The organism is Aliamphritea hakodatensis (assembly GCF_024347195.1).
Lineage (GTDB): Bacteria > Pseudomonadota > Gammaproteobacteria > Pseudomonadales > Balneatricaceae > Amphritea > Amphritea hakodatensis.
Genome location: NZ_AP025281.1, coordinates 3,148,188 through 3,172,750, shown reverse-complemented (window position 1 = coordinate 3,172,750; position 24,563 = coordinate 3,148,188). Strand labels below are relative to the sequence as shown.

At 52.9% G+C, this 24,563-nt stretch carries 24 protein-coding genes and 10 tRNA genes; 25 read left to right on the top strand and 9 right to left on the bottom strand.

Annotated elements, in window-relative coordinates; translation table 11 throughout:
* The first annotated feature begins 54 nt into the window (after positions 1-54).
* From PCI15_RS14675 to PCI15_RS14665, 3 genes are all read left to right on the top strand, one after another.
* Complete coding sequence (locus tag PCI15_RS14675) at positions 55-1,104, top strand: NAD(P)H-dependent flavin oxidoreductase (RefSeq protein WP_271270689.1); 1,050 nt, start codon at positions 55-57, stop codon at positions 1,102-1,104.
* A 132-nt stretch (positions 1,105-1,236) separates the two neighbouring features.
* Entirely contained in the window at positions 1,237-1,719 is a 483-nt protein-coding gene (locus PCI15_RS14670; protein ID WP_271270688.1) for an FKBP-type peptidyl-prolyl cis-trans isomerase, read from the top strand.
* A gap of 86 nt (positions 1,720-1,805) precedes the next feature.
* Positions 1,806-3,116, top strand: a complete 1,311-nt coding sequence (locus PCI15_RS14665) for a hypothetical protein (protein ID WP_271270687.1) — start codon at positions 1,806-1,808, stop codon at positions 3,114-3,116.
* Positions 3,117-3,122: 6 nt separating this feature from the next.
* Here PCI15_RS14665 and PCI15_RS14660 read toward each other — a convergent pair whose 3' ends face one another.
* Positions 3,123-3,299, bottom strand: a complete 177-nt coding sequence (locus PCI15_RS14660; RefSeq protein WP_271270686.1) for an oxidoreductase-like domain-containing protein — start codon at positions 3,297-3,299, stop codon at positions 3,123-3,125.
* Positions 3,300-3,449: 150 nt separating this feature from the next.
* Here PCI15_RS14660 and PCI15_RS14655 point away from each other — a divergent pair, with 150 nt between their 5' ends.
* Positions 3,450-5,729 carry a YgiQ family radical SAM protein gene (locus PCI15_RS14655; RefSeq protein ID WP_271270685.1) on the top strand — a complete coding sequence of 760 codons (2,280 nt, stop codon included), beginning with the start codon at positions 3,450-3,452 and terminating at the stop codon, positions 5,727-5,729.
* 42 nt (positions 5,730-5,771) lie between these two features.
* Here PCI15_RS14655 and PCI15_RS14650 read toward each other — a convergent pair whose 3' ends face one another.
* The 3 genes from PCI15_RS14650 to htpX all read right to left on the bottom strand — a co-directional run bounded on the left by PCI15_RS14650 (position 5,772) and on the right by htpX (position 7,412).
* Positions 5,772-5,963, bottom strand: a complete 192-nt coding sequence (locus PCI15_RS14650) for a PA3496 family putative envelope integrity protein (protein ID WP_271270684.1) — start codon at positions 5,961-5,963, stop codon at positions 5,772-5,774.
* A 142-nt stretch (positions 5,964-6,105) separates the two neighbouring features.
* Positions 6,106-6,285, bottom strand: coding sequence for a PA3496 family putative envelope integrity protein (locus PCI15_RS14645; protein ID WP_271270683.1), 180 nt, complete (start codon positions 6,283-6,285; stop codon positions 6,106-6,108).
* 248 nt (positions 6,286-6,533) lie between these two features.
* Positions 6,534-7,412 (bottom strand): protease HtpX, encoded by an 879-nt coding sequence (gene htpX / locus PCI15_RS14640; RefSeq protein ID WP_271270682.1) that lies wholly within the window; start codon positions 7,410-7,412, stop codon positions 6,534-6,536.
* A gap of 239 nt (positions 7,413-7,651) precedes the next feature.
* Between htpX and PCI15_RS14635 the strand changes: the two genes are divergently transcribed.
* Complete coding sequence (locus PCI15_RS14635) at positions 7,652-8,569, top strand: class I SAM-dependent methyltransferase (protein WP_271270681.1); 918 nt, start codon at positions 7,652-7,654, stop codon at positions 8,567-8,569.
* 73 nt (positions 8,570-8,642) lie between these two features.
* Here PCI15_RS14635 and PCI15_RS14630 read toward each other — a convergent pair whose 3' ends face one another.
* The 3 genes from PCI15_RS14630 to PCI15_RS14620 all read right to left on the bottom strand — a co-directional run bounded on the left by PCI15_RS14630 (position 8,643) and on the right by PCI15_RS14620 (position 11,603).
* Positions 8,643-9,470 (bottom strand): HDOD domain-containing protein, encoded by an 828-nt coding sequence (locus PCI15_RS14630; RefSeq protein WP_271270680.1) that lies wholly within the window; start codon positions 9,468-9,470, stop codon positions 8,643-8,645.
* Between the two features lie 332 nt (positions 9,471-9,802).
* The gene (locus tag PCI15_RS14625; protein ID WP_271270679.1) at positions 9,803-10,171 is read right to left on the bottom strand and encodes a hypothetical protein; all 369 of its coding nucleotides are present in this window, start codon (positions 10,169-10,171) and stop codon (positions 9,803-9,805) included.
* Between the two features lie 214 nt (positions 10,172-10,385).
* Entirely contained in the window at positions 10,386-11,603 is a 1,218-nt protein-coding gene (locus PCI15_RS14620; protein ID WP_271270678.1) for a pyridoxal phosphate-dependent aminotransferase, read from the bottom strand.
* Positions 11,604-11,776: 173 nt separating this feature from the next.
* Here PCI15_RS14620 and msrB point away from each other — a divergent pair, with 173 nt between their 5' ends.
* Both msrB and PCI15_RS14610 read left to right on the top strand, forming a co-directional pair.
* Entirely contained in the window at positions 11,777-12,190 is a 414-nt protein-coding gene (gene msrB / locus PCI15_RS14615) for a peptide-methionine (R)-S-oxide reductase MsrB (protein ID WP_271270677.1), read from the top strand.
* A complete protein-coding gene (locus tag PCI15_RS14610; protein WP_271270676.1) occupies positions 12,191-12,859 on the top strand; it encodes a DNA-3-methyladenine glycosylase I in 669 nt (222 codons plus the stop codon).
* Between the two features lie 70 nt (positions 12,860-12,929).
* Here the strand turns inward: PCI15_RS14610 and PCI15_RS14605 are convergent, their stop codons facing one another.
* Both PCI15_RS14605 and syd read right to left on the bottom strand, forming a co-directional pair.
* Positions 12,930-13,505 (bottom strand): YajG family lipoprotein, encoded by a 576-nt coding sequence (locus tag PCI15_RS14605; RefSeq protein WP_271270675.1) that lies wholly within the window; start codon positions 13,503-13,505, stop codon positions 12,930-12,932.
* A gap of 6 nt (positions 13,506-13,511) precedes the next feature.
* A complete protein-coding gene (syd, locus tag PCI15_RS14600; protein ID WP_271270674.1) occupies positions 13,512-14,096 on the bottom strand; it encodes a SecY-interacting protein in 585 nt (194 codons plus the stop codon).
* A 233-nt stretch (positions 14,097-14,329) separates the two neighbouring features.
* Here syd and PCI15_RS14595 point away from each other — a divergent pair.
* The 18 genes from PCI15_RS14595 (at position 14,330) to pepN (ending at position 24,488) form a co-directional block, all read left to right on the top strand.
* Positions 14,330-14,405, top strand: a tRNA-Val gene (locus PCI15_RS14595).
* A 22-nt stretch (positions 14,406-14,427) separates the two neighbouring features.
* A tRNA-Asp gene (locus tag PCI15_RS14590) sits at positions 14,428-14,504 on the top strand.
* A gap of 49 nt (positions 14,505-14,553) precedes the next feature.
* Positions 14,554-14,629 (top strand) — tRNA-Val (locus tag PCI15_RS14585).
* Between the two features lie 17 nt (positions 14,630-14,646).
* Positions 14,647-14,723: transfer RNA gene (locus PCI15_RS14580), tRNA-Asp, on the top strand.
* A gap of 57 nt (positions 14,724-14,780) precedes the next feature.
* Positions 14,781-14,856: transfer RNA gene (locus tag PCI15_RS14575), tRNA-Val, on the top strand.
* Between the two features lie 17 nt (positions 14,857-14,873).
* Positions 14,874-14,950, top strand: a tRNA-Asp gene (locus tag PCI15_RS14570).
* A gap of 57 nt (positions 14,951-15,007) precedes the next feature.
* Positions 15,008-15,083: transfer RNA gene (locus PCI15_RS14565), tRNA-Val, on the top strand.
* A 17-nt stretch (positions 15,084-15,100) separates the two neighbouring features.
* Positions 15,101-15,177 (top strand) — tRNA-Asp (locus PCI15_RS14560).
* Between the two features lie 57 nt (positions 15,178-15,234).
* A tRNA-Val gene (locus PCI15_RS14555) sits at positions 15,235-15,310 on the top strand.
* A gap of 21 nt (positions 15,311-15,331) precedes the next feature.
* A tRNA-Asp gene (locus tag PCI15_RS14550) sits at positions 15,332-15,408 on the top strand.
* Between the two features lie 379 nt (positions 15,409-15,787).
* On the top strand, positions 15,788-16,723 hold the full coding sequence (locus PCI15_RS14545) for a GGDEF domain-containing protein (protein ID WP_271270673.1): 936 nt from the start codon (positions 15,788-15,790) through the stop codon (positions 16,721-16,723).
* Positions 16,724-16,803: 80 nt separating this feature from the next.
* On the top strand, positions 16,804-17,760 hold the full coding sequence (locus PCI15_RS14540) for a 1-aminocyclopropane-1-carboxylate deaminase/D-cysteine desulfhydrase (RefSeq protein ID WP_271270672.1): 957 nt from the start codon (positions 16,804-16,806) through the stop codon (positions 17,758-17,760).
* Between the two features lie 55 nt (positions 17,761-17,815).
* Positions 17,816-18,697: an NAD(+) kinase gene (locus PCI15_RS14535; protein WP_271270671.1), complete on the top strand. Its 882-nt coding sequence runs from the start codon at positions 17,816-17,818 to the stop codon at positions 18,695-18,697.
* Position 18,698: 1 nt separating this feature from the next.
* Positions 18,699-19,673: a metallophosphoesterase gene (locus PCI15_RS14530; protein WP_271270670.1), complete on the top strand. Its 975-nt coding sequence runs from the start codon at positions 18,699-18,701 to the stop codon at positions 19,671-19,673.
* A 6-nt stretch (positions 19,674-19,679) separates the two neighbouring features.
* Positions 19,680-20,537 (top strand): rhomboid family intramembrane serine protease, encoded by an 858-nt coding sequence (locus PCI15_RS14525; protein ID WP_271270669.1) that lies wholly within the window; start codon positions 19,680-19,682, stop codon positions 20,535-20,537.
* A 45-nt stretch (positions 20,538-20,582) separates the two neighbouring features.
* Positions 20,583-20,849 carry a YeaC family protein gene (locus PCI15_RS14520; RefSeq protein WP_271270668.1) on the top strand — a complete coding sequence of 89 codons (267 nt, stop codon included), beginning with the start codon at positions 20,583-20,585 and terminating at the stop codon, positions 20,847-20,849.
* Positions 20,839-21,687 carry a DUF2797 domain-containing protein gene (locus tag PCI15_RS14515; RefSeq protein WP_376787817.1) on the top strand — a complete coding sequence of 283 codons (849 nt, stop codon included), beginning with the start codon at positions 20,839-20,841 and terminating at the stop codon, positions 21,685-21,687. The genes PCI15_RS14520 and PCI15_RS14515 overlap by 11 nt, the downstream gene beginning before the upstream one ends.
* A gap of 167 nt (positions 21,688-21,854) precedes the next feature.
* Entirely contained in the window at positions 21,855-24,488 is a 2,634-nt protein-coding gene (gene pepN, locus PCI15_RS14510) for an aminopeptidase N (RefSeq protein WP_271270667.1), read from the top strand.
* The last annotated feature ends 75 nt before the right edge of the window (positions 24,489-24,563 follow it).

The window sequence follows — 24,563 nt, the reverse complement described above, 5'->3', positions numbered from 1 at the left end:
CAGTAACTGTGTAATGCTTTCCGCCTGAAAATGACTGCGCAGAGGAGTATACCAATGGCTGATATCCGGGATGTATTTGATATTGAGTTACCCATTATTCAAGCACCGATGGCGGGTGTGCAGGGGAGTTCGCTGGCGATCGCAGTCAGTAATGCCGGTGGATTGGGATCATTGCCCTGTGCCATGCTGACGCCGCAGACAATGGCGACGGAGCTGGAGGCTATCCGGGCCGGCACGGACCGTCCGGTGAATGTTAACTTTTTTGCCCATGACCCCGTGCCGGTAACAGACGGTCAGTTACAGCGCTGGCGGGACAGGCTTCAGCCCTATTACGAAGAACTGGGTGTTGATGAGACGCCAGCCGCCGGTGGCCGCGCGCCTTTTAATGCAGATCATGCGGCCGTGGTTGAAAAATACCGGCCTGACGTGGTGAGCTTTCATTTTGGTTTGCCGGATGCATCGCTGTTGTCCCGGGTCCGGGCAACGGGGGCAAAAGTGATTGCCAGTGCCACCACGCTGGAGGAAGGGCGCTGGCTGGCGGAGCATGGGGTGGATGCCATTATTGCCCAGGGACTTGAGGCCGGTGGGCACCGGGGTATTTTCCTGACCCGGAATATGGATACCCAGTCGGGTACATTCGCGCTGTTGCCGCAGCTGGTTGCTGCAGTGGATGTGCCGGTGATTGCTGCCGGTGGGATTTGTGATCAGGCAGGTATCCGGGCGGCGATGCAACTGGGCGCTGCCGGGGTGCAGATGGGCACGGTATATTTACTGTGTGATCAGACCAATACCAGCGCTTTGCACCGGGCAGCATTGCAGGATACTTCGGTGCATACGGCGCTGACCAATGTGTTTTCCGGCGGTCCGGCCCGGGGGATCGTCAACCGGGCAATGCTGGAGCTGGGGCCGGTCAGCCCTGACGCGCCGCCGTTTCCCCAGGCGACCGCCGCGCTGGCACCGTTACGCAGTGTGGCTGAAGCGGCCGGCAGCGGAGATTTTTCACCCTTCTGGTCCGGGCAAAACCGCAGCGGTTGCCGGTCAGTGGATGCCGGTATGCTGACCCGTGAGCTGGGGGCGGATTATATTAACGAGAATATCCGCTAAGCCCTTGAAACACAGCAGGGGCGTCGGCATTATGTAAACCATGCCGGCGCGCTTCTGATCAGCCGGGTTAATTAATTTCTGAGGCCTTTGGCAGCGCTATCGCTGTTTTGTCCTTATAAGCGAGAGAAAAACATGCAAGTTGCTGACAATAAAGTTGTTCTGATCCATTACACCCTGACGAATGCCGCCGGTGAAGTACTGGATTCTTCTGCCGGTGGTGAGCCGTTGGCGTATCTGCACGGTAAGGGCAATATTGTTCCTGGCCTGGAAAACGCTCTGACCGGTAAACAGGTCGGCGATAAGCAGCAGGTAGAAGTATCTCCTGAAGAAGGTTACGGTCAGCCAAACGAAGAGTTGATTCAGGAAGTTGAACGTAATCTTTTTGACGGTATCGACAATATTGAAATCGGTATGCAGTTCATGGCGCAGACGCCATGGGGTGAGCAGCCGGTTGTTGTAACTGCTTTGACTGACGAAACTGTTACGGTAGACGGCAACCACCCGCTGGCAGGTGATGTACTGAACTTCGACGTTGAAGTGGTTGAAGTACGCGATGCGTCTGAAGAAGAGCTTGAACACGGCCATGCACACGGTGCTGGCGGTCATCATCACTGATCGGTTCGTAATGTAATACTCAAAGCCTTGTGCATCTTCGGAGCACAAGGCTTTTTTCGTTAAGGGCTTTTTAAGGACAGGATGTTATGTCACAGGGTAACAGTGTTGCGGATGCGGTGGCGGTGAATCCGTTGCAGTCATTGCGGGGCGTCAGTGTCTTGCTGGGGGTGATCAGTACTCCGCTGGCCCTTTGGCAGGAGAGTTTTCTTCTATTTGCCGGTCTGTGTTACTGGCTGGCCTGCGGGCTCTCGTGGCAGACAATGAGCCGCCGTAACCGCCTGCAGGCGCTGGTGTTGTCCGGGATTGGCGCAGGGGCTGCTTTACTGGCGTGGTTGCTGGCTAATCCGGTGGATTTCAGTGGTTTACTGAAAGGCAATATTGCGCTGATTTCGATGCTGGTGGCGGTAAGCTTTCTCGGGCTGGTCAGCCAGCCTGATCTTGCGGAAGGTGAGCAACTGCCTACGGGTAAGCGTTCGATCCTGGGAACCCTTCTGGGGGTGCATTTCTTCGGAGCGGTGATTAACCTTTCCGCGCTGTTTATTCTCGGGGACCGTATGTCACAGCGGCGCTCACTGAGCCGGGCGCAGGTGGTCGCGCTGACCCGGGCTTTTTCAGCGGCAGCGTTCTGGTCGCCATTCTTTGCGGCGATGGGGGTGGCGCTTACCTATGCACCTGAAGCACGCTTATCGGAGCTGATGTTTAGCGGAGCTTTTCTGGCGATGGCGGCGTTGGTGGTGATCTTCTTTACGGTACGCCGGCTGTCAGTGCATGAGCGCTTTGAAGGCTATCCGCTTCGGCTGAACAGCCTCTGGTTGCCAAGCTTACTGGCGGTCGCTGTATTGCTTGTACACTACCTTTATCCGCAGTTGTCCATATTGTTCATTATCACCCTGTCTGCACCGCTGATTTGCCTGTTTACATTGCTGTTGCGGGGCAGCGTGGCTGCACCGCTGCGCGGTCACGTACATGGTCGGCTGGCGAATATGACCAATGAGGTGGTGCTGTTTCTGTCTGCCGGGGTATTCAGTTTTGGCTTGCAGAGTTTGCTGGCCGGGCAGGGGTCTTTACTGCCATTCAGTGAATTTAACGCCTGGACGGCGGGCCTGAGTTACGGATTTATTATGCTGCTGGCGGTATCAGGCCTGCATCCGGTTATCGGTATTTCCCTTATCGGCCCCTTGCTGATGCCGCTGCAGCCGGATCAGAGCATGTTGGGGATTATCTTTTTATCCAGCTGGGCGCTGGGGTCGGCAGCGGGACCGTTGTCCGGCATGAATATTTCGATACAGGGGAAATACGGCATCGACGGTATGCAGATTATGCGCTGGAATATGCCGTATATGCTGGGAATGTCGGTTCTGGTGATGCTCACATTGTTAGTTTTTGAGCGGATTTAAGCAGCCTTAAGCGCCGGCCTCGCTGTTGTCTGGCTGCTGAGTCTGTGCCTGTGCTTCCTTCAGGGCTTTTTGCTCTGCATTCCAGGCATGCAGGTCTTCATAATAGGTGTCCCATACGCAGGGGGAGCAGGCGCTTTCACAGCATTCATATTCACCGGGCGGTGTCGGGCGTTCTCGGTTCATTGGCGTTGGCTCGTGTATTCTGTACTGAAACTCCATTCTAACATTTAATGATCCGGGGTGGAGGGGCTGTTAGCGGCCGGTTTATTGGCCGTTAGTCGCAGTTTCTGCGACAATGGCCGGCTACTTACGACGAAGCAGTTTCCAAACGCCATGAGAATACACGCCCCCGATATCTTTTCGTTTCCGCCATACAGGGCCAAAAGCGATAATCCGGCACCGTTTTTACCGACAACCCGTGCAGAAATGGACCAGCTTGGCTGGGACAGTTGCGACATTATCATCGTGACCGGTGATGCCTATGTGGACCATCCGAGCTTCGGTATGGCAGTGATGGGGCGGTTGCTGGAAGCGCAGGGATTCCGGGTTGGCATTATTGCCCAGCCGGACTGGCGCAGTGCTGAGCCGTTTATGGCCCTGGGCAAGCCAAATCTGTATTACGGGGTAACCGCCGGAAATATGGATTCGATGATCAACCGCTACACGGCGGATCTGCGGATGCGTCATGACGATGCTTATACGGCGGGCGGGGAAGGCGGTAAGCGTCCTGACAGGGCGGTCATTGTCTACAGTCAGCGCTGTAAGGAAGCCTACCGGGATGTACCGGTAGTCATCGGCGGGATTGAGGCGAGCCTGCGACGGATCGCTCAGTACGATTACTGGAGTGACAAGGTCAGACGTTCAGTACTGATTGATGCCACGGCGGATATTCTGCTTTACGGCAATGCTGAGCGGGCCATTGTGGACCTGTCACATGCGCTGGCTGAAGGGAAGTCGCTGGATGATATCTGGAATCTGCGTGGCACGGTGCATTTACGTAAAGCACCGCCTGCCGGCTATGTTGAGCTGGATTCTTCCCGGATTGACTGGCCGGGTAATATCGATAAATTGCCTAACCCTTATGATTTTGGCAATCAGGAAAATGACAGTGATAACGGTACTGCCTGCGGCACGGCCCCGGATGATCTGGCAGACATTCCGGCACCCATAAAAATAGTACCGATGCCGCTTAAGCGTAAGGAAAAGCTTGAGTTCGAAACGACCTATATCCGGTTACCGTCGTTCGATAAAGTCACCAAAGATCCGGCCCTCTATGCTCATGCTTCACGGGTGTTGCATCAGGAATCGAATCCGCACAATGCCCGTGCGCTGATGCAGAAACACGGTAACCGGGAGGTGTGGGTTAACCCGCCGCCGATTCCCCTGACCACTGAAGAGATGGATGGTGTGTTTGGCCTGCAGTACCAGCGGGTGCCGCATCCGAAGTACGGTAAGGCGAAGATTCCGGCGTATGACATGATCCGTTTTTCGATCAATATTATGCGCGGCTGTTTCGGTGGCTGTACCTTCTGTTCGATTACCGAACATGAAGGGCGGATCATTCAGAGCCGGTCCCATGAGTCGATCATTAATGAGATTGAAGATATCAAAGAGAAAGTGCCGGGCTTTACCGGCTCAATCTCGGATTTGGGCGGCCCCACGTCCAATATGTATTTCCTCAACTGTAATGATGATGAAATTCAGTCGAATTGCCGTAAGCTTTCCTGTGTCTATCCGACTATCTGTAAGAACCTGACGACGGATCACAGTCCGACCACTGAGCTGTACCGCAAAGCCCGTAAGGTGCAAGGCATCCATAATGTCGCGATCGCTTCCGGCCTGCGTTACGATCTGGCGGTGCGAGACCCGGAATATGTTAAAGAGCTGGTCACCTATCATGTGGGCGGTTATTTGAAGATTGCGCCGGAGCACAGCGAGCCGAATACCCTCAGTAAGATGATGAAACCGGGTATGGATACCTACTACGACTTCAAGAATATGTTTGACCGTTTCTCCAGAGAAGCGGGTAAGAAGCAGTATCTGATTCCGTATTTTATTGCCGCCCATCCGGGCTGTGATGATGAGGATATGCTGAGCCTGTCTTTATGGCTCAAGGACAATGATCTGAAAGTGGACCAGGTGCAGACTTTCTATCCCTCCCCTATGTCTCTGGCAACCGCCATGTATCACTCCGAAAAGAATCCGCTGAAGCAGATTACTTATAAGAGTGACCGCATGTATATCCCTAAGCAGACTGAGCAGCGTAAAGCCCATAAAACCCTGCTGCGTTACCATGATAAGGAGAACTGGCCACAGCTGCGGGCCAAGCTGAAGGAGATGGGGCGTTCAGAGCTGATCGGCCGGGGTAAAGAGTGTCTGGTTGCAGAAGAAGAGGCGCCGAAGCGTCAGTCCGGGGCAAAAACTGCTGGTCAGGGCAGCGCGCAGGCTGCTAAGGGTTATCAGCCGGTTACACCGCAGGCGGTTAAGGCCAGGAAAAAGCCAGCGCAGAGTAAAGCGTCACAGAAACAGAAGCCGGCTGCTAAAACGGCCACCGGGGCCAAGGCCCGCAGTGCCCAGCGCAGCCGGATAGCCGACCGGATAAAGCAGCGCTGAGCGCTGCTTTAGCTGTATTCTGACAATGGGGCTGGCGCTGGTTCAGGCCCATTCAAAGCCGTCGCTGATGCGCCGTTTCAACTGACGTTCTTCCATATAATCTTCGATCATCTGGCGTTTGCGTTTTGTTTTGGCTTTTTTCGGGCGCTGTTGTTTGTCTTCACCAAAGAAGCTGTTGTCCATATCATCAAAGGCTTCTGCAGATAGGTCTTCAAGACGGATTTTGCTGCTCATAACTGTATTGTTCCGCTGGTTTATATGTCGTATTGTCCGGTGCACCGCAGTGCTTGTTCCGATATATAAAACCGCGTTTTTATGACCGGCGTATTACCGAATGATGACGGTTCCGTCATGTATGCGATTAAGCCGGGCGGTATCAGTCGTCAAAGAATTCCCTGAGTTCGCGTTCCAGTTCACGCTGTTCCCGCATAGCTTCAATGCGGCGGCGTTTTTCTGTGTCCGGGCAAAATCTTTTTTCAGCTGTCGACAGTTCAGTATCCGCTGAGTCGGTATCTGTAATGTCCAGTTCTTCTTCGATAGCAGTTTTTTCATTCATGCTAAAAAACCTCGGCTAAAGTCCGATAGCGGGTGAAAATACCATCAGCCGAATTTGGCGTGGCGCTGTAAGTGTTAATCTGATTATGGAACAAAGTTTGGGGAGAGGTTAAAGAACTTTTTTTTATTAAACTATGACGTAATATTCGCTGAGAGAATAATTCACTGACACCATTGCTGGCTATCTGCAGCAATAAAAAAGCCCTGTTTTCCGGAAGAAAAACAGGGCTGGTTACAGCGGGTCTGAGTTTATTTCTGCAGCGCGGCTATGCGGTCATCCAGTGGCGGATGGGTGGCAAATGCGGCCATAAAACCCTGTTTAAGGTGGCTGCTGATACCGAATGCAGTCATGGTTGTTGGCATCTGGTCAGGCACTTCATATTCCGCCTTGAGGCGTTGCAGGGCACCGATCATTGCAAAATTACCTGCCAGGCGGGCACCCATTTCATCGGCGCGGAATTCCCGGCGGCGGCTGAACCAGGCAACGATGGTGGATGCCAGTACGCCCAGAATCAGTTCAGCAACGATTGATGCGATGAAGTAGCCGATGCCATGGCCTTCTTCGTTCTTCAGAATAACCCGGTCAACAAAGTGACCAATGATGCGGGCAAAGAACATGACAAAGGTGTTTACCACCCCCTGAATCAGCGTCAGGGTGACCATGTCACCGTTGGCAATGTGGCCTATTTCATGGGCCAGGACGGCGCGGATTTCTTCCCGGCGGAAACGCTGTAACAGGCCCAGGCTGATACCGACCAGCGCATTGTTTTTATTCCAGCCGGTGGCAAAGGCATTCGCCTGTTCCGCCGGAAAAATGCCTACTTCCGGCATGCCGATGCCGGCTTCGGTGACCAGTTCCTGAACCGTATCCATCAGCCACTGTTCGTCAGCGTTGCTGGCCTGTTCGATCATTTGCAGGCCGGTAGAGCGTTTGGCCATGAATTTGGAGAGCAGCAGGGAAACAAAGGAGCCGATGAAACCGAAAACGGCACAGATGATCAGCAGGTTGCCCAGATCAAGATCCACGCCGTTGGCTTGCAGGGTGGAGCCCACGCCCAGAAGGCTGAGGGTAACACTGGCAACCAGAATGATGGCAAGGTTGGTCAGAAGAAAGAGTACGATACGCATAGATGTATAACCTTTGGCTGGCTATGGGATTATTTTACCGGCCGGTTAACGGCCTGTTATGGATTATGTGTGTTTCAACCTTAGATATAGGCGGGGGGCTTAAGTTTCAACCGCTAAGGCTAAATTAGTCTGCGCTGGTACCGCCCGGGCAGGATGTCTATAATCGCCGCTGATTTTAATTTGCAGGTGTTTTCTTCCCACTGAATCCCGGGAGGTCGCCTTGTTCAGAGCAGGATAATATGCAGGCCGTATTTGATTATATAGAACAGCAGTTTGGCCGCCGGCCGGGGGAAGTCAGCCGTTTATTTCATGGCCGGGGGTGTTGCTTCAGTGGCTTTGAAAATGTGGTTATTGATCGCTTGCCGCCACTGATCGTTATCCGTCTGTTTAATGAAATTCCGGCGGATCAGCTAGAGCGGCTGGTGGCTTTTTTTGCAGAACATCCGGTTCACCGGCCAGCGACATTGCTGGTGCAGCACCGCTATCGCCGTGAAGACAGTATTCAGGTGTGCTGGCAGGCGGATGATGCTGATATTCACAGGCTGGCGGTGACAGAAGGGTCGCTGAAGTTCTGGATGCAACCCCTGAAGAATCAGAACAACGGTTTGTTTCTGGACATGCGCGAAGGCCGTCGCTGGGTGCAGCAGCATGCTGAAGGGGCGCGGGTTCTTAATCTGTTTGCATATACCTGTGGCTTTTCGGTAGCTGCGCTGGCCGGTGGAGCTGAGAAGGTGGTTAATCTGGATATGAGCAGTCCGGCGTTAAACACCGGTCGGGAGAATCACAGGCTGAATGATCATGATCTCAGCCGGGTAAAGTTCTTTGCCCATGATCTGTTCCGTTCCTGGGGGAAGCTGAAGCGTGAAGGGCCTTATGATCTGGTGGTAATTGATCCGCCAAGTTTTCAGAAGGGTAGCTTTGTGGCAACCAAGGATTATCTGAAAGTGTTACGGCGTTTGCCGGAGCTGACCACTGATCATGCCAAAGTACTCAGTTGTCTGAATTCGCCGGAGCTGGAAAGTCAGTTTTTGCGGGATCTGATGGCAGAGCATTGCCCACAGTTCAGCTTTGTGGAACGTCTGGCGAACCCGGATGATTTCCCGGATGCTGATCCGGAGCGGGCGCTGAAGGTGCTTGTATTTGAGAAACTGGCTTGAGAAATGAGTGCTGAGAAAGCAGTGCCTGGAAAGAAAAGATCAGGCTGCCGGTAAACGGCAGCCTGAGGCGGTATTAACCGGCCAGACCGTCAAGGCCGGACTCAAGTGCCATGGCTTCTTCACAGCTGCTGGCAATGTCAGCCGGTAAGCCTGCCAGTGCGGCTACTTTAACCGGGAAGCGTTCAATGGTTTCTTCCAGGCTGCGTTTGCTGCGGATGCAGGCATTCAGATAGCAGGCAATGTTGGTGATGGCGCAGGCAGGGTTAGGTGGCTCGGCTTCCATCGGGTTTTTATGGTAGCGAACAGCCTGACCCAGCTCTTCCGGGAATTTCCATAACTCCAGCAGGGCCTGGCCCGCTTCCGGAGTCGTAAAGTTCAGGCGTTCCATTTCTGCTGCTGACCGGCTTGTGCCGCTTTCCTTGACCCGCTGCTGAATGGCTTCGGCCAGTTTAGGTTTGGTGAGGTGTAACAACAGACGGCCGATGTTATGAATCAGGCCGATGGTGAATGCCATATCCGGATCAACGTTGTCGGTTTTGCTGGCGTACCATTTGGCAATCGTGGCAATGCGGAATGACTGTGACCAGAATTCTTTCAGGTTCATGCCTTCCACTTCGCTGACTGAGCCTGCCAGTCCGGAGGCGATAACCAGTGTTTTCAGCTGGGTCATGCCGAGCATGACAACGGCTTCGTCGATTGAGGACACTTTTCGGCTCAGGCCGAAGTGTGCTGAGTTGACCAGACGAAGTATCTTCAGTGACATGGTCTGATCCTGAGAGACCTTTTCGCTGATTTCACCATAGTCGGCATTTGGATTGTTCAGTTGCTGGATCAGCTCACGTACCACATCAGGTACATTGGGTAATTTGTGAGTCTGTTGTAATAATTCGCTGACTTCCATAGCCACTCCTTAATCTGTGACAGGCTATCTAAAATTCGTTGTTCAGCTCAGTGTCTGCAGTATGGTGGCGGAAAAAACGTGCTATAACGGCCGCCAGAAATTCTTTAACCTGTTGAGCTGACTGTTATAGATAAATACGAAGAGGCTTGTTTTGCAAGCAAATATAACCTCATTATGGGAGGTGGCCCGCCAATAAACACACGTTTGTTTAATGGCTGGCGGTGGCTGATTCCTGTGAATCATTCGCGAGTAAGTAAGCGCGTTTGTAAAGCGCCAGGCAGTTATGGCCGGCTGACCGGCCATAACCGGGTGCTGTTGCAGATCTTTCCGGTTTACAGGTTCAGTACATGATTTTCGATATGGCCGCGCAGCTGTTCATATTGCCCCATTTCTTCCGGCATGAAGTAGAACTTGTAGTAATTACGTTCAACTATGCTGCCTTTGTTATCACCGATCCGTTCTTTAATGCTGGAGTGCCGGTATGTCATCTGCATGTGAATCACGCGGGTGTGAGGCGGTACACTGATTTCGTAGCCTTCCAGATCGTAGCGGGTTTTGGTTTCTTTGATGGTGTAGAAGGAAATTTCTGCAGCGTGGTTAAGGTTGATCAGAAAGTTACTGGTGACCGGAATGATATGATTCTGTTCCATGCCGTTGTGTTCCATGAAGATGCCGCAATTCTTTTTGATCTTTATAAACATAATGCTTCCAGTTGCTGATAGATTGGGTGCGCCGAGTGCCGGGTATCAGCATCAGGGCACAGACAGTATAGCTGGCCTGTATGAAAAAAATCTTACGCCAGCCTGGCAAGGAAAGCGAACGGTTATACGGCTATCGGTTTTCAGCATGTGGCAAAGGCAGGGGAGGGTAGCTGCCGGTTCGGGGCGACCGGCAGCGGGCTGTCAGTGTGGCTGATCAGCTTTGAGAGTAGTTGCGGAAAAACTCACCGATGCGGCTGATAGCCTCCATCAGTTCGTCTTCACGGGGCAGGATAACCAGGCGGAAGTGCTGTGTATCCGGCATGTTGAAGCCGCTTCCCTGAACAATCAGTACTTTTTGCTGCAGCAGAAGATCGAGGGCCAGCTTTTCATCATTGAAGATCGGGTACATATCCGGATCCACTTTTACGAACAGGTACAGTGCGCCCATAGGCTTTACGCAGGAAAGTCCTGGAATGGCGTTTATTTCACGATACGCAAGTTCTCGCTGGTCATACAGGCGTCCCCCGGGGATGATCAGCTCATTAATACTTTGATAGCCGCCCAGTGCTGTCTGAATTGCGTGCTGCGACGGAACGTTTGCGCACAGGCGCATGCTGGCGAGCATATCCAGGCCTTCGATATAGTCTCTGGCATGATGTTTAGGGCCGCTGAGAACCATCCAGCCAGAGCGGAAGCCGGCAACGCGATAAGTTTTTGAGAGGCCGTTGAACGTAATACAAAGGACGTCGTCGCTGAGGCTGGCCAGTGGAATATGCCTGGCGTCGTCATAGGTGATTTTATCGTATATCTCGTCGGCAAAAATAATCAGGTTGAATTCACGTGCAAGGTCAATAATCTGTTCCAGTACTTCCTGCGGATAAACGGCACCGGTCGGATTGTTTGGGTTAATGACCACGATACCTTTGGTGTGTTCGCTGATTTTGCTGCGCATGTCATCAATGTTGGGTGCCCAGCCGAGGCTTTCATCACACTGATAATGAACCGGAGTACCACCGGCAAGGCTGACTGCAGCGGTCCACAGTGGATAGTCCGGCGCAGGAATAAGCAGCTCATCGTTGTCGTTAAGCAGTCCCTGGGTGGCCATGACGATCAGCTCGCTGACGCCGTTGCCCAGATAGATGTCTTCGATGGTGACGTTTTTAATGCCCCGTTTCTGGGTTTCCTGCATGACGGCTTTGCGGGCCGAGAACAGGCCTTTGGAGTCACAGTAGCCCTGGGCGGTTGGCAGATTATGCACCACGTCCTGAATGATTTCTTCGGGCGCTTCAAAGCCAAAAGGGGCGGGGTTGCCGATGTTCAGCTTGATGATGCGCTGGCCTTCTTCTTCGAGACGTTTGGCTTCCTGAAGTACTGGTCCGCGTATGTCGTAACAGACGTTAATCAGTTTGTTGGATTTGCGGATTATTGACATCTTTATTTATCCTTGGTGGCCACGGTCTGCCAGTGGCTGAAACAGTGAGTTATTTTATTGTATGCACAGGACGCTAAAGTTTAACTTTGGGCGATCAAAACAAGGTTTTGAATCATACTGCATTTGGCCTGTCCATAAACAGTAGCTGAGTGTAAAAAAACAGGGGAATTTCAATGGGTGAAAACAAATATCCGCGTCAGCGCAGTGATGCTGAATGGCAGTCTGAATTAACCCCGGAGCAGTTTCGGGTCTGCCGCCAGAAAGGGACCGAGCGTCCGCACACCGGGGCGTATGATCAGCATTTCGTTGCCGGCAAGTATCAGTGTGTATGTTGCGGGGAAGAGTTGTTCGTTTCAGAGACCAAATTTGATGCTGGTTGTGGCTGGCCGAGCTTTAATCAGCCGGCTAATGACAGCTGTATCGGTGAGAACCGTGACCTGTCTCACGGCATGATCCGTACCGAGGTGGTCTGTAATGGCTGCGGTGCGCATCTGGGGCATGTGTTTCCGGATGGTCCGGCACCGACCGGTTTGCGTTACTGTATTAATTCAGTATCGCTGGATTTTACCGCCAAAGAGGAACCGTAAGTGAAGTCATTTACATGGATTTATGAGCACGTCAGTGCACATAAGGCCGGCGAGGATATAGAAAGCCTGATGCCGGTGGTGCAGCCGCCGAAAGTGCTGGCCGGGCTGGCCGATGACAGGGTGTTGTCTGAAATGTCGCGGCGGATTTTCCGGGCCGGGCTGAAACATTCACTGGTGGATGCCAAGTGGCCTGCTTTTGAAGAAGCGTTCTGGGGATTTGCGCCCCAAAAGATTGCGCTGATGAGTGATGAGCAGCTGGAAAACATGATGCAGAATGACAGGATCATCCGGCACTGGGGCAAGATTAAAGCGGTCCGTACCAATGCCACGATGATTGTGAATTACAGCGAGCAACATGGCAGTTTTGCACAGATGATTGCGCACTGGCCAACGGAAGATATTGTCAGTCTGTGGGCCTTCCTTAAAAAAGAAGGTCAGCAGCTTGGCGGGCGTTCTGCTGCCTATTTTCTGCGTCAGATAGGCAAAGATACTTTTCTGCTGACGGATGATGTTGTGGCGGCTCTGAAGGCACAGGGAGTGATCGATAAAGCGCCGACTGCCAAACGGGATCTGGCACTGGTACAGAATGCGTTCAATGCCTGGCAGCAGGAATCTGGCAGGCCGCTGGCGCATATCAGCAGGCTGCTGTCTTACACTGTCGGCTGGTAATGTTCAGGCGGGCTGAATGACAAAAAAAACAGGCCTTCGGGCCTGTTTTTTTATGTGTTGGTTGCCAGTATTACTGGGCAAGAAAGTCCAGTAACTGCGGGTCACTGAAAGCGCGGCTCAGGGTTTCCAGAATGATTTCCTGTACCACTGCCTGGTTTTCCTGCAGGTCAGGGGTGGCAACAAACTGATGCTGTTTCTGGCTGTTGTAGTTGCCGGTATAGCTACGGTTATATTTGCTGGCTTTTACTTCAAGGCTGGCCTTGACGGTAACGGTTTGCAGGGCTTCTACCGATGCAGAGTAGCTCAGGTCTTTCAGGGTCAGTAGCAGTTGGGCTTCGGCATTGCCGGCGACGGGCGTGGCCCCCAGTTTAACCAGCGCGACTTTCGCCCCCTGATTGATCTGCACGTTTGCCGGCAGGGCCAGTTCTACCGGTGCCCGGTCGCTGAGGCGGCTGATACGGTAGCCGATCAGACTGTCCGGCCGCAGGTCGCGGGTTTCAACGGCAACGGTCAGGCCTTCAGGCAGGCGTTGCTGAGTGTCGATTTTGGGGTGCAGGGCCTGCAGATCAACCTGATGAGGCTGAAACTTACTGCAGCCGGTGAGCAGCAGTAAGGAGGCGAATACAGACATCATTAAAAAACGCATAGCTGTTTACTCCGTGTCAGGAATCGGTAAAGGCGTCAGTGTGGTGATAAATTCACTTAATGAGCCTGCTATCTTTCGGATTGCCGGGCGGCCGGGAAGTTCCAGCCAGACTTCGCCGGTGTGATTATCGACGCTAAGATAGTGATCGCCGTCCGGTTCTGTGCAGGCAAAAAAGAGGCTTGGCGGGTGGCGCAGTTTCTGTTTGTTCAGCAGGTGAGCGATCAGGTTTCCCCGCAGGCGTTCGCAGTCTTTTTCATTCCAGATAAACAGCAGGCTCAGGTCGCCGTCCGGACATTGCGCCGGCACGGGGTCGGACCAGTAGCTGCTATACCAGGTGCGGATGTCCGGATGAATGCTGTAGCTAAGTGCTTCTTCCAGCCGGTCGAACATCTCCTGTGCGTAGCTGTTTTGCGGCATAGGTTGCCATACCTGATGGCTGTCGGTGTTGGCCGGGGAAGGCTGATAGCAGGCTGACGGCCATTCCGGATCAGCAATCGTCAGCGGTAATCTGCCATATGTTTCCTGCTGCAGTTCAGTGCTGCTCTGTATGAACCGGTCAATGAGTGTCTGTAAGCTTTCGGCGGTGTGCATGGATCTGTTTTCCCCTTATTGTTGCAGTAAGTATAAAGGCTTCCGGATATAAAAGAATGCTGTGTATCCGGTCTTTAGCAGATAAAGCTGAGCGTATTGAACCGGTTAGAATAGCAAGGGCTGACAAGGGGGAGTGAAATAGCGGACGAAAATCTTCACTGAAGCTTTGAAATAATTTCTGATAAACGTTTGACAAGGCACGTAAAATCCTTACAATTCGGCTCTCGATTTGAGGGCGTGTAGCTCAGTTGGGAGAGCGTCGCCCTTACAAGGCGAATGTCGGGAGTTCGAGCCTCTCCACGCCCACCATCAAATCGAACACTTGCAGAGTGGAGCGGTAGTTCAGTTGGTTAGAATACCTGCCTGTCACGCAGGGGGTCGCGGGTTCGAGTCCCGTCCGTTCCGCCAATCTGCAGTAACTCCTGAAGGGGAGTCTAAAACCTTCAGCTTGTTTAGTGGGCGTGTAGCTCAGTTGGGAGAGCGTCGCCCTTACAAGGCGAATGTCGGGAGTTCGAGCCTCTCCACGCCCACCACTAAACAGCACGACTGTGGAGCGGTAGTTCAGTTGGTTAGAATACCTGCCTGTCACGCAGGGGGTCGCGGGTTCGAGTCCCGTCCGTTCCGCCACTTCTCCGGAAGCGGCAACTCCTGAAGGAGAGTCTAAAGCCTTCAACTCTGTTTAGTGGGCGTGTAGCTCAGTTGGGAGAGCGTCGCCCTTACAAGGCGAATGTCGGGAGTTCGAGCCTCTCCACGCCCACCACTAAACAGTACTACTGTGGAGCGGTAGTTCAGTTGGTTAGAATACCTGCCTGTCACGCAGGGGGTCGCGGGTTCGAGTCCCGTCCGTTCCGCCACTTCTTTTGAAGCGGCAACTCCTGAAGGGGAGTCTAAAACCTTCAACTCTGTTTAGTGGGCGTGTAGCTCAGTTGGGAGAGCGTCGCCCTTACAAGGCGAATGTCGGGAGTTCGAGCCTCTCCACGCCCACCACTAAACGGCACTACTGTGGAGCGGTAGTTCAGTTGGTTAGAATACCTGCCTGTCACGCAGGGGGTCGCGGGTTCGAGTCCCGTCCGTTCCGCCACTTCTCCGGAAGCGGCAACTCCTGAAGGGGAGTCTAAAACCTTCAACTCTGTTCAGTGGGCGTGTAGCTCAGTTGGGAGAGCGTCGCCCTTACAAGGCGAATGTCGGGAGTTCGAGCCTCTCCACGCCCACCACTAAACAGATCTTATCGCTGCGGAGCGGTAGTTCAGTTGGTTAGAATACCTGCCTGTCACGCAGGGGGTCGCGGGTTCGAGTCCCGTCCGTTCCGCCACTCTATATCTTTATATCCCCTCTCTTTTGTTTTAAATATGCCGTTAGGTAGATGCTTTGACATCTCTGATATATCCCTTCTTTCCAGTCTGATTCTTAAACTAATCGCCAGTTGATTTTTGGTACATTTGTTTGATTTTCTTTGCTTAACGGAAAATTAATAACATTACTGTCATTATGGGTAATCTGCATGATGCAGTGCCGATGTGATTGTGTTTCTATAACGCCCTTAATATTGCGCCATCTGATGTTCAGCACTGTCTCTTCGATAGCCTGATAGATAACAAGGATCCGGGTTGGAATGTTTTTCTGCCTGGTGCACATTTTATGTGTTGTTTGACTTTAAACACTGTTTGGGACTTTCAGGTATCGGATAACCTATGAGAAATACTACTGTGTTAAGTGAAATTACCGCTATATGCCCAGACCCTATTATTGCTGTTGACAGTAAGGGACTTATTTCGGTTTTTAATCCGGCGGCAGAGAGGTTGTTAGGTTATAAGGCTGCGGATGTGGTGGGGGAGATGCACATCCGTGCATTATATTCCAGTGAGGCGGATGCCCGTGCGGTCATGCTGACGATGCTGTCCGTTAGGCTGGGGGGACCCGGTAAGCTCGAGGGGTATGAAACGGCTATTCTGGCCTGTGACGGCAGGCGTATCCCAATCCGTCTGTCGGCGTCACTGATTAAGGATGGTGACCGTCGCGGCAGTATCGGTTTCTTTCATGATTTGTCCCAGCAGAAAACACTTGAAGCCAATCTTAAGAAACAGTCCATTACTGATGATCTCAGCGGGTTATATAACCAGCGGTATTTTTATTCACGTTTATCAAAAGAAATGGAGCGTGCAAAACGCTACGGCAGTAACGTCAGCCTTATCTGTATAGATCTGGATGGGTTTAAGCAGGTAAATGACCGGCTGGGCCATCTCGAAGGTGATCAGGTTATTCGCCGTATGGGGCAGTTGTTGCTGGAGACCGTCAGGGATTCCGATCTGGCATTCCGTTATGGTGGTGATGAGTTTATGGTGCTCTTGCCGAATACCAACGGTGATCATGGTATGAGTTCTGCTAACCGTATCCGGGAGCGTTTTAATGCCGGATGTTTTTATTCGCCGGAGTTTGCTGCAGAAGGGGATATTTGCCTGTCGATGAGTCTGGGCGTTGCTTCCAGTGACGGTAGTGAGCCCGTGGATCATCTGATTCAGCGGGCAGATATGGCGATGTACCGGGCGAAACATGCCGGCGGAGACTGTGCAGTGCCGTTGCAGGGATGCGCTGATATAAAAACACCCGATGCTGAGGCAATTGCCTGAGGGTGTTTGCGGGCCTGCAGGACTGGGCAGCGCTCTGATACTTCTATATGATGCGGGCAATATTTGTGGATTGCCAAACCGTGTCGTCAACTGATTTTTCCCTTTCTTTGCGAGATGTTACGCCTGTCGCCTTTGCCCGGCGGGGGGTGCAGTTACAGTTGCTGGATCTCACCGGCATCCATCCTTTCATCAGCGGTAACAAGTGGTTCAAGCTGAAATACAATCTGGCGGCCTATCAGGCGGCGGGTAAGTGTTGCCCGTTACTGTCGTTCGGCGGTGCCTGGTCTAACCATCTTCATGCGCTGGCCTTTGCCGGGTATCAGGCAGGCATTCCTACCATTGGTGTTATCCGCGGTGAGCGGCCGCCGGTATTATCTGCCATGCTGCAGGATGCAGAGTCCTGGGGGATGCGGCTGGAGTTTGTCAGCCGGGCGGAATACCGGGAAAAAAACACCGGGGCTTTTCGTATCGCTTTGCATGATCGTCTGGGAGCGTTTGAGTATTTGCCGGAAGGCGGTTCCAATGCATTGGCGGTTAAAGGGTGCCGCGAAATTCTGAGTGGGCTTGAGAACAGCGATGCCCCGGATTTTCTTTGCTGTGCCTGCGGTACCGGCGCAACGCTGGCCGGGCTGATTGCTGCAGCGCGGCCTGCGACTCAGGTGTTAGGTGTGCCGGCTCTGAAAGGGGCTGATTTCCTGTATGATGATATTCGCGGTTTACTGAAGCAGGCAGGCTATGCTGATAGTGGGCGCTGGCGGTTAATTCTCAGTGCGCACGAGGGCGGCTATGGTAAAATCAGCCCCCGCCTGGCGGACTGTATCGAGCGTTTTCGTCTCAGCAGCGGGGTGCAGCTGGAGCCTTTATATACTGGGAAGTTGTTGCTGGCGCTGGAAGATCTGCTGGCAGCCGGTGAGTTTCCGACCGGAAGCCGGGTGGTGATGGTTCATACTGGCGGGTTACAGGGGCTCAGGGGAATGGCTGAGCGACTGGCCGGGCAGCTGCAACGTTTTTATGATTCAGGCTGTGATATACAGTGACAAGAGACAGAATAAATTGCGTGGCAGCTGTGCCTGACTGCGTTTTGGAGTACTAATGGATAATTTTCGTAATATCGGTTTAATTGGCCGGCTTGGCAGTACAAAGGTGATAGATACCCTGAAGCATCTGATTCGCTTCCTGGGAGAGCGTGGTCTGAATGTCATTCTTGACGAGAAGATTGCCTCGCTGATGCCCGGCCACAGTGAGCAGACGTGTAATACGAAAATGATGGGTGAGATTTGTGATCTGGTCATTGTTGTCGGCGGCGACGGCAGTTTACTGGGAGCCGCCCGCAGTCTGGCGCAGTCTAATGTGCCGGTGTTGGGTGTTAACCGGGGGAACCTGGGATTCCTGACGGATATCGCACCGACTGAGATTGAAGAGAAGGTCGGCGAAGTACTGAATGGTCAGTATACGGTTGACCGCCGGTTTCTGATTGACGTGGTGGTGAAGCGTAAAGGTGAACCCATCGGTGAGGCTACTGGCCTGAACGACTGTGTACTGCACCCGGGTAAGTCAGCCCGGATGATTCAGTTCGAGCTGTATATTGAAGGGCAGTTTGTCTACACCCAGCGCTCTGATGGTCTGATTGTATCCACGCCAACCGGTTCCACCGCTTATGCGTTATCCGGTGGCGGGCCGATTATGCATCCAAAGCTGGATGCGCTGGTGCTGGTGCCAATGTTCCCGCACACCCTTTCCAGCCGGCCAATTGTGGTCGACGGCAACAGTGAGCTGAAGCTGGTGATCAGTGACAGCAACGAGACCTACCCAACTATCAGTTGTGACGGTCAGAAAGATATCAGCTGTGCGCCCGGCGATACGATTACCATTCATAAGAAGCCGCAGAAGCTGAAGCTGCTGCATCCGCTGAACCATAATTTTTATCAGACTTGTCGTGAAAAACTCGGCTGGAGCACGAAGCTGGGTGAGTAATATGCAACAACAATGGCAGGGGTTCGACCTGATTGGCGATGTGCATGGCTGCGCCAATACCTTAATTCTTTTACTGGAAAAACTTGGTTACAGTAAGCGTAACGGCGTTTTTTCACACCCGTCCCGTCAGGCAATTTTTCTGGGGGACATCGTTGACCGCGGGCCGCGTATCCGGGAAGCGCTGCATATTGTCCGGGATATGGTGGATGCGGGTTATGCGCAGATTGTCATGGGCAACCATGAGTTTAATTATCTTTCCTATACGACGCCGGGCCGTCCGGGGTCGGGGATGCCGTATCTGCGGGAGCATAACCGCCGTCACCTGCGCATTCTGAACGAGACCCTTGAGCAGTTTGCTAATCATCCTGAAGATAAGCGTGACTTTCTCAACTGGATACAGGAGATGCCGCTGTTCCTTGAGCAGGATCAGTTCCGGGTAGTGCATGCCTGCTGGTCACAGGAGCATATAGACCATTTTCTGCAGACTACCGGCGGCAGCCGTATCAGTGAGGATTATCTCCATCAGTCGGCGATTGTCGGCAGCTATGAATGGGAAACCATGGATCGCTTATTGCGCGGCACGCATCTCAAATTGCCGAACGGTGAAGAGATGGTCAGTAAAGACGGTTTCCGGCGCCGGTTTTTCCGAACTAAGTTCTGGTCCTGTGATCCCCAGTATTATATTGATGTGGTTTTTCAGCCTGACCCGTTACCGGAGCATGTTGCCCGTACACCGTTGAGTAAGGCTGACCGTGCTGACCTGATTCATTATTCGCCGGAAGAAGCCTTGCTGTTTATCGGCCATTACTGGTGCGAAGGCAAACCTCAGGCGCTGGCGGATAATGTCGCCTGTCTGGATTACAGTGCGGTGAAGTACGGTAAGTTAGTTGCCTACCGTCTGGATGATGAAACCAGCATTGATCCGGATAAGTTTGTCTGGGTTGATGTGCGAAAAGAAATTGCCGATCAGGTATAGGAGCCTATGAAGCCAGTTCTTGAAGTCCCCCTTGATGTCGACCTGAGTGAGTTCACTGCCATGCTGTGGAAGCACAGCGTGCCGCACCGGGTACTGGAAGAGGGTGACAGGCAGATTTTGCTGGTGGCACATACGGTCAGTGATGAGCAGGTGGAAGCGCTGTTTGAGCACTGGCAGAATGGTGGCAGTTTGCAGAATGTGCGCAGTAATCAACCCCGTCAGGGGGCAGTTTCAGTGGCACATATGAAGCGAACGCCGGTGACGCTGGTGCTTATTCTGCTGAGTGTCCTGGCGACTTTTCAGGTGGATTTCGGGACCGATTTGCAGGCTGTGTCTGTGTGGTCCATTGTTGATTTTCAGGTACTCGGCGATCAGATCCGTTATGGTACGGATCTCTGGGCTGAGTTAGGCAATGGCGAGCTCTGGCGGCTGTTTACACCTGCATTCATGCACGGCAGTGTGCTGCATCTGGTATTTAATATGCTGTGGATGTGGATTGTTGCCCGCCGGCTAGAGCTACTGTTCGGTTCGCCGGCACTGTTACTGATGGCGCTGATTACCGGCGTCGTCTCTAATATTGCCCAGTTCTGGGATGCCGGCCCGCTGTTTCTGGGGATGTCCGGTGTGGTCTTTGGCTTACTGGGATTTGCCACCGTATGGGATCGTTTGAAACCCCGGCAACCGGTGGGGCTGCCACCGGCCATTCTGGGCTTTATCCTGTTTATGCTGGCGCTGGGGTACTCAGGCTTGCTGGCGACTTTCGGTTTTGGTCAGGTGGCGAATACTGCCCACCTTGCCGGTTTATTAACCGGGGTCATGTTAGCGTTAATTGCCCGGGGTATCAGTATGCTTCGTCATCCCTGAGGGGAAGACTTTGTGCTAGTATTGGCAGCCCGAACGGAGACTGATATGACTTTTGAAAAAATGATCCAGGCGATGACGCCGGATGTCTATGCCAGCCTTAAGCGGGCTGTAGAGCTGGGAAAGTGGCCGAATGGTCAGACGCTCAGTCAGGAACAGCGTGAAACTTCAATGCGGGCGGTGATTGCCTATGAAGCGGCGAATCTGCCTGAAGAACAGCGTAGCGGATACATTGACCGTACCAAGAAGGACGGCAGCCAGCACGGTAAGAATCCCCTGGAACCTCAGGTACTGAAGATTTTAAATGAGCACTGATATTACTATTCTGCAACAACTTGGTTGCGGTGCATTAAGTAAAATGCCGGTCAGTCTGGCTGAACCTGTTGAGTACCGGCTTCAGCTGGATGAGCAGCAAATCGTTCTGAATGAATATCTGGGACGCCGGATCCGGCTGAGCTTTGCCGGTGAAATAAACTGCACGAACTGTGGCCGTAAAACCAAGAAGAGTTTTGCCCAGGGGTTTTGTTATCCGTGCTTTAAAAAGCTGCCCCAGTGTGACACCTGTATTATGGCCCCGGAGCGCTGTCACTTTCATCTGGGCACGTGCCGTGATCCGGAATGGGGTGAACGTTTCTGTAAGCAGAGCCATTACGTGTATCTGGCTAACTCTTCCGGTATTAAGGTGGGTATCACCCGGGGCAATCAGTTACCGACCCGCTGGATTGATCAGGGAGCGGTACAGGCTTTGCCGATTCTGAAAGTCAGCGAGCGCCGCTGGTCCGGGCTGGTGGAGCGGGTCATTGGTCAGCATGTCAGTGATAAAACCAACTGGCGGACGATGCTTAAAGGGCAAACCGATACGCTGGATCTGATTGCCGAACGGGACCGGTTGCTGGCGCTGTGTGCCGATGAGCTGGCAGCGCTGGAGCAGGAGCATGATACGCAGTTTGAGCATCTCAGCGATTCTGAGGTGCTGGAAATTAATTACCCTGTGCTTAACTACCCAAGCAAGGTAAGCAGCCATAACCTGGATAAAACCCCTGAAGTCGAAGGTGTACTGCAAGGTATCAAGGGGCAGTATCTGATTTTAGATACCGGGGTGATCAATATTCGTAAATTTACTGCTTACCGGGTTGAATTCAGTGCAGTTTGAGGGGAATTTTTTTCCGCTTCACCCCTCCAATTGCTAGATTCCGAAACATGACACTTTTACCGGCGCTGTTAGATACCGGGATGTGACCAGAGAGCCGGGCAGGGAAGCGCCCGGTGGCACCTCCGGTCAGCGGCGGCAGGAAGTAACAGAATACATAAGGTAGCTTGATGACTCAGCCACAACCGAATGAGATTTTTCTGAAGGATTATCAGGTTCCTGCTTACCTGATCGAAACAACTGCACTGCGTTTTGAACTGGGTGAAGAAAATACCCGGGTCATCGCTGATCTTAAAATCAGCCGTAATCCGCAATGCCAGCAAAACAAACCGGGGCTGCAACTGGACGGCCATCCGGATCTGGTGCTTGAAGAACTGTCCGTTGACGGTCGCTGCCTGTCTGCCGATGAGTATCAGCGCGACGGCGAACAGCTGGTTATCGCCGATGTACCCGCCCGCTTTGAATTACACTGTGTGACGGTGATTGAACCGCAGAACAATACCGCTCTGGAAGGCCTGTACAAGTCTGACGGGATGTTCTGTACCCAGTGTGAAGCCGAAGGTTTCCGACGTATTACCTTCTATCCTGACCGTCCGGATGTGATGTCCGTCTTTGAAACGACCGTTGTGGCCGATAAAGCGGCCTATCCGGTATTACTGTCCAACGGAAATGCGGTTGAACGGGGCGAAGAGGAAGGTATTCACTGGGTACGCTGGCAGGACCCTTTTCCGAAGCCTGCTTACCTGTTTGCGCTGGTCGCCGGTGACCTGAAGTACATTGAAGACAGCTTTACCACGATGTCCGGTCGCGACGTCAAGCTGCAGATTTTTGCGGAAGCCAAGGATCTGGATAAGCTGGACTACGGCATGGCTTCACTGAAAAAGTCCATGCGCTGGGATGAAGAAGTCTATGGCCGTGAATACGACCTGGATATCTTCATGGTGGTGGCTGTTGATTTCTTCAACATGGGGGCGATGGAGAATAAAGGTCTGAACATCTTTAATACCTCCTGTGTACTGGCCCATCCGGCGACCACTGTTGATGCCGGCTTTCAGCGGGTGGAGGCAGTTGTTGCCCACGAATATTTCCATAACTGGTCCGGCAACCGGGTCACCTGCCGTGACTGGTTCCAGCTGAGCCTGAAAGAAGGTTTTACTGTTTTCCGTGATTCTGAGTTCTCAGCGGACATGAACTCCCGTACCGTCAAGCGGGTTGAAGATGTATCTTTACTGCGCACCGCACAGTTTGCTGAAGATGCCGGCCCGATGGCACATCCGGTCCGCCCGGCGTCCTTTATCGAGATTTCTAACTTCTACACCCTGACCGTGTATGAAAAGGGCTGTGAAGTGGTCCGCATGATTCATACCCTGCTGGGCGCTGAGGAATTCCGTAAAGGCTCTGATCTGTACTTTGAGCGGCATGACGGTCAGGCGGTTACCACGGATGATTTTGTGCAGGCAATGGAAGACGCCAGTGGCCGTGATCTGACGCAATTCCGGCGTTGGTACTCACAGGCCGGCACGCCGGTGATTGAGGCCAGCGGGGCGTATGATGCTGCGGCTAAGCGTTTCAGCCTGACCCTTCGCCAGAGCTGCCCGGCAACGCCGGATATGGCAGAGAAGCAGCCGTTCCATATTCCGGTTGCTGTAGGCTTGCTGAACCCGCAGGGGGATGACTGCCTGCTGGATGACGGTGCAACGTCTGTGGTGCTGGATTTCACTGAAGCTGAGCAGGTGTTCCATTTCAGTAATATTGATGCCGCGCCGGTGCCTTCGTTGCTGCGTGGCTTTTCTGCGCCGGTTAAGCTGAGCTATCCGTACAGCCGTGAAGCGCGGATGTTCCTGATGCAGCATGACAGTGACGGTTTCAACCGCTGGGATGCTTCTCAGCAACTGGCGGTTGAGATCATGCAGGGGCTGATTGAAGATCATCAGGCTGGCAGAGCGCTGCAGATTCCGGAACAACTGATTACCGCTTATCGCACGGTGTTGGCGGATACGTCTCTGGATAAAGCCATGGTCAGCAAGATTCTGACTTTGCCAAGCCAGGCATATCTGAGTGAACTGGCTGAGGTGATTGATGTTGAGGCGATTCATACGGTCCGTAAGTTTGTCCGTAACAACCTGGCGGATGCCCTTGAGCCATTGTGGCTGGAAGTGTATCAGGCAAACCTGAGTAACGAGACTTACCGTCCGGATGCCGATTCCATTGCCCGTCGCAGCCTGAAGAATCTGGCGCTGGCGTACCTGCTGGCAACGGCTAAAGATGAATATCTTCAGTTTGCCCTGCAGCAGTATGATGCAGCAGATAACATGACTGATCAGCAGGCATCGCTGACGCTGGTGGCGCACTCTGAATTTACTGATGCGGCGGATGACTTGCTGAGCCGTTTCTATGCGGTCTGGAAGGATGAAGCACTGGTGGTGAATCAGTGGTTGTCGGTGCAGGCAAGTATTCCTGCAGACGGCGCTCTGAAGCGGGTAGAGGCGTTACTGGAACACCCTGCTTACGATGCGAAGAATCCGAATAAGATCCGCTCATTAGTCGGCGCGTTCTGTGGTCAGAATCCGGTGAACTTCCATCATCAGGATGGTTCCGGTTATGCTTTCCTGGCGGATCAGATCATCATGCTGAATACGCAGAATCCGCAGATTGCATCCCGCTTACTGGGGCCGCTGACCCGCTGGAAGAAATATGCGCCGGCGCGGCAACAGCAAATGCGTGCAGAGCTGGAACGGATCAAAGCCAGCGGTGAGCTGTCGAAGGATGTGTTTGAAGTTTTGACTAAGAGTTTGGCGGTATAGCCGCCGGATTATTGTGCTGTTCTGTACATGCCGGTTGCGCAGTGACAGAACAGCGACTTTATACGAGCCAAGAAA

What these genes read in the sequence shown, in the direction of transcription:
- PCI15_RS14675 (WP_271270689.1), top strand. Translation starts at nt 55, where the DNA reads ATGGCTGATATCCGGGATGTATTTGATATTGAGTTACCCATTATTCAA.
- PCI15_RS14670 (WP_271270688.1), top strand. Translation starts at nt 1,237, where the DNA reads ATGCAAGTTGCTGACAATAAAGTTGTTCTGATCCATTACACCCTGACG.
- PCI15_RS14665 (WP_271270687.1), top strand. Translation starts at nt 1,806, where the DNA reads ATGTCACAGGGTAACAGTGTTGCGGATGCGGTGGCGGTGAATCCGTTG.
- PCI15_RS14660 (WP_271270686.1), bottom strand. Translation starts at nt 3,299, where the DNA reads ATGAACCGAGAACGCCCGACACCGCCCGGTGAATATGAATGCTGTGAA.
- PCI15_RS14655 (WP_271270685.1), top strand. Translation starts at nt 3,450, where the DNA reads ATGAGAATACACGCCCCCGATATCTTTTCGTTTCCGCCATACAGGGCC.
- PCI15_RS14650 (WP_271270684.1), bottom strand. Translation starts at nt 5,963, where the DNA reads ATGAGCAGCAAAATCCGTCTTGAAGACCTATCTGCAGAAGCCTTTGAT.
- PCI15_RS14645 (WP_271270683.1), bottom strand. Translation starts at nt 6,285, where the DNA reads ATGAATGAAAAAACTGCTATCGAAGAAGAACTGGACATTACAGATACC.
- htpX (WP_271270682.1), bottom strand. Translation starts at nt 7,412, where the DNA reads ATGCGTATCGTACTCTTTCTTCTGACCAACCTTGCCATCATTCTGGTT.
- PCI15_RS14635 (WP_271270681.1), top strand. Translation starts at nt 7,652, where the DNA reads ATGCAGGCCGTATTTGATTATATAGAACAGCAGTTTGGCCGCCGGCCG.
- PCI15_RS14630 (WP_271270680.1), bottom strand. Translation starts at nt 9,470, where the DNA reads ATGGAAGTCAGCGAATTATTACAACAGACTCACAAATTACCCAATGTA.
- PCI15_RS14625 (WP_271270679.1), bottom strand. Translation starts at nt 10,171, where the DNA reads ATGTTTATAAAGATCAAAAAGAATTGCGGCATCTTCATGGAACACAAC.
- PCI15_RS14620 (WP_271270678.1), bottom strand. Translation starts at nt 11,603, where the DNA reads ATGTCAATAATCCGCAAATCCAACAAACTGATTAACGTCTGTTACGAC.
- msrB (WP_271270677.1), top strand. Translation starts at nt 11,777, where the DNA reads ATGGGTGAAAACAAATATCCGCGTCAGCGCAGTGATGCTGAATGGCAG.
- PCI15_RS14605 (WP_271270675.1), bottom strand. Translation starts at nt 13,505, where the DNA reads ATGCGTTTTTTAATGATGTCTGTATTCGCCTCCTTACTGCTGCTCACC.
- syd (WP_271270674.1), bottom strand. Translation starts at nt 14,096, where the DNA reads ATGCACACCGCCGAAAGCTTACAGACACTCATTGACCGGTTCATACAG.
- PCI15_RS14545 (WP_271270673.1), top strand. Translation starts at nt 15,788, where the DNA reads ATGAGAAATACTACTGTGTTAAGTGAAATTACCGCTATATGCCCAGAC.
- PCI15_RS14535 (WP_271270671.1), top strand. Translation starts at nt 17,816, where the DNA reads ATGGATAATTTTCGTAATATCGGTTTAATTGGCCGGCTTGGCAGTACA.
- PCI15_RS14530 (WP_271270670.1), top strand. Translation starts at nt 18,699, where the DNA reads ATGCAACAACAATGGCAGGGGTTCGACCTGATTGGCGATGTGCATGGC.
- PCI15_RS14525 (WP_271270669.1), top strand. Translation starts at nt 19,680, where the DNA reads ATGAAGCCAGTTCTTGAAGTCCCCCTTGATGTCGACCTGAGTGAGTTC.
- PCI15_RS14520 (WP_271270668.1), top strand. Translation starts at nt 20,583, where the DNA reads ATGACTTTTGAAAAAATGATCCAGGCGATGACGCCGGATGTCTATGCC.
- PCI15_RS14515 (WP_376787817.1), top strand. Translation starts at nt 20,839, where the DNA reads ATGAGCACTGATATTACTATTCTGCAACAACTTGGTTGCGGTGCATTA.
- pepN (WP_271270667.1), top strand. Translation starts at nt 21,855, where the DNA reads ATGACTCAGCCACAACCGAATGAGATTTTTCTGAAGGATTATCAGGTT.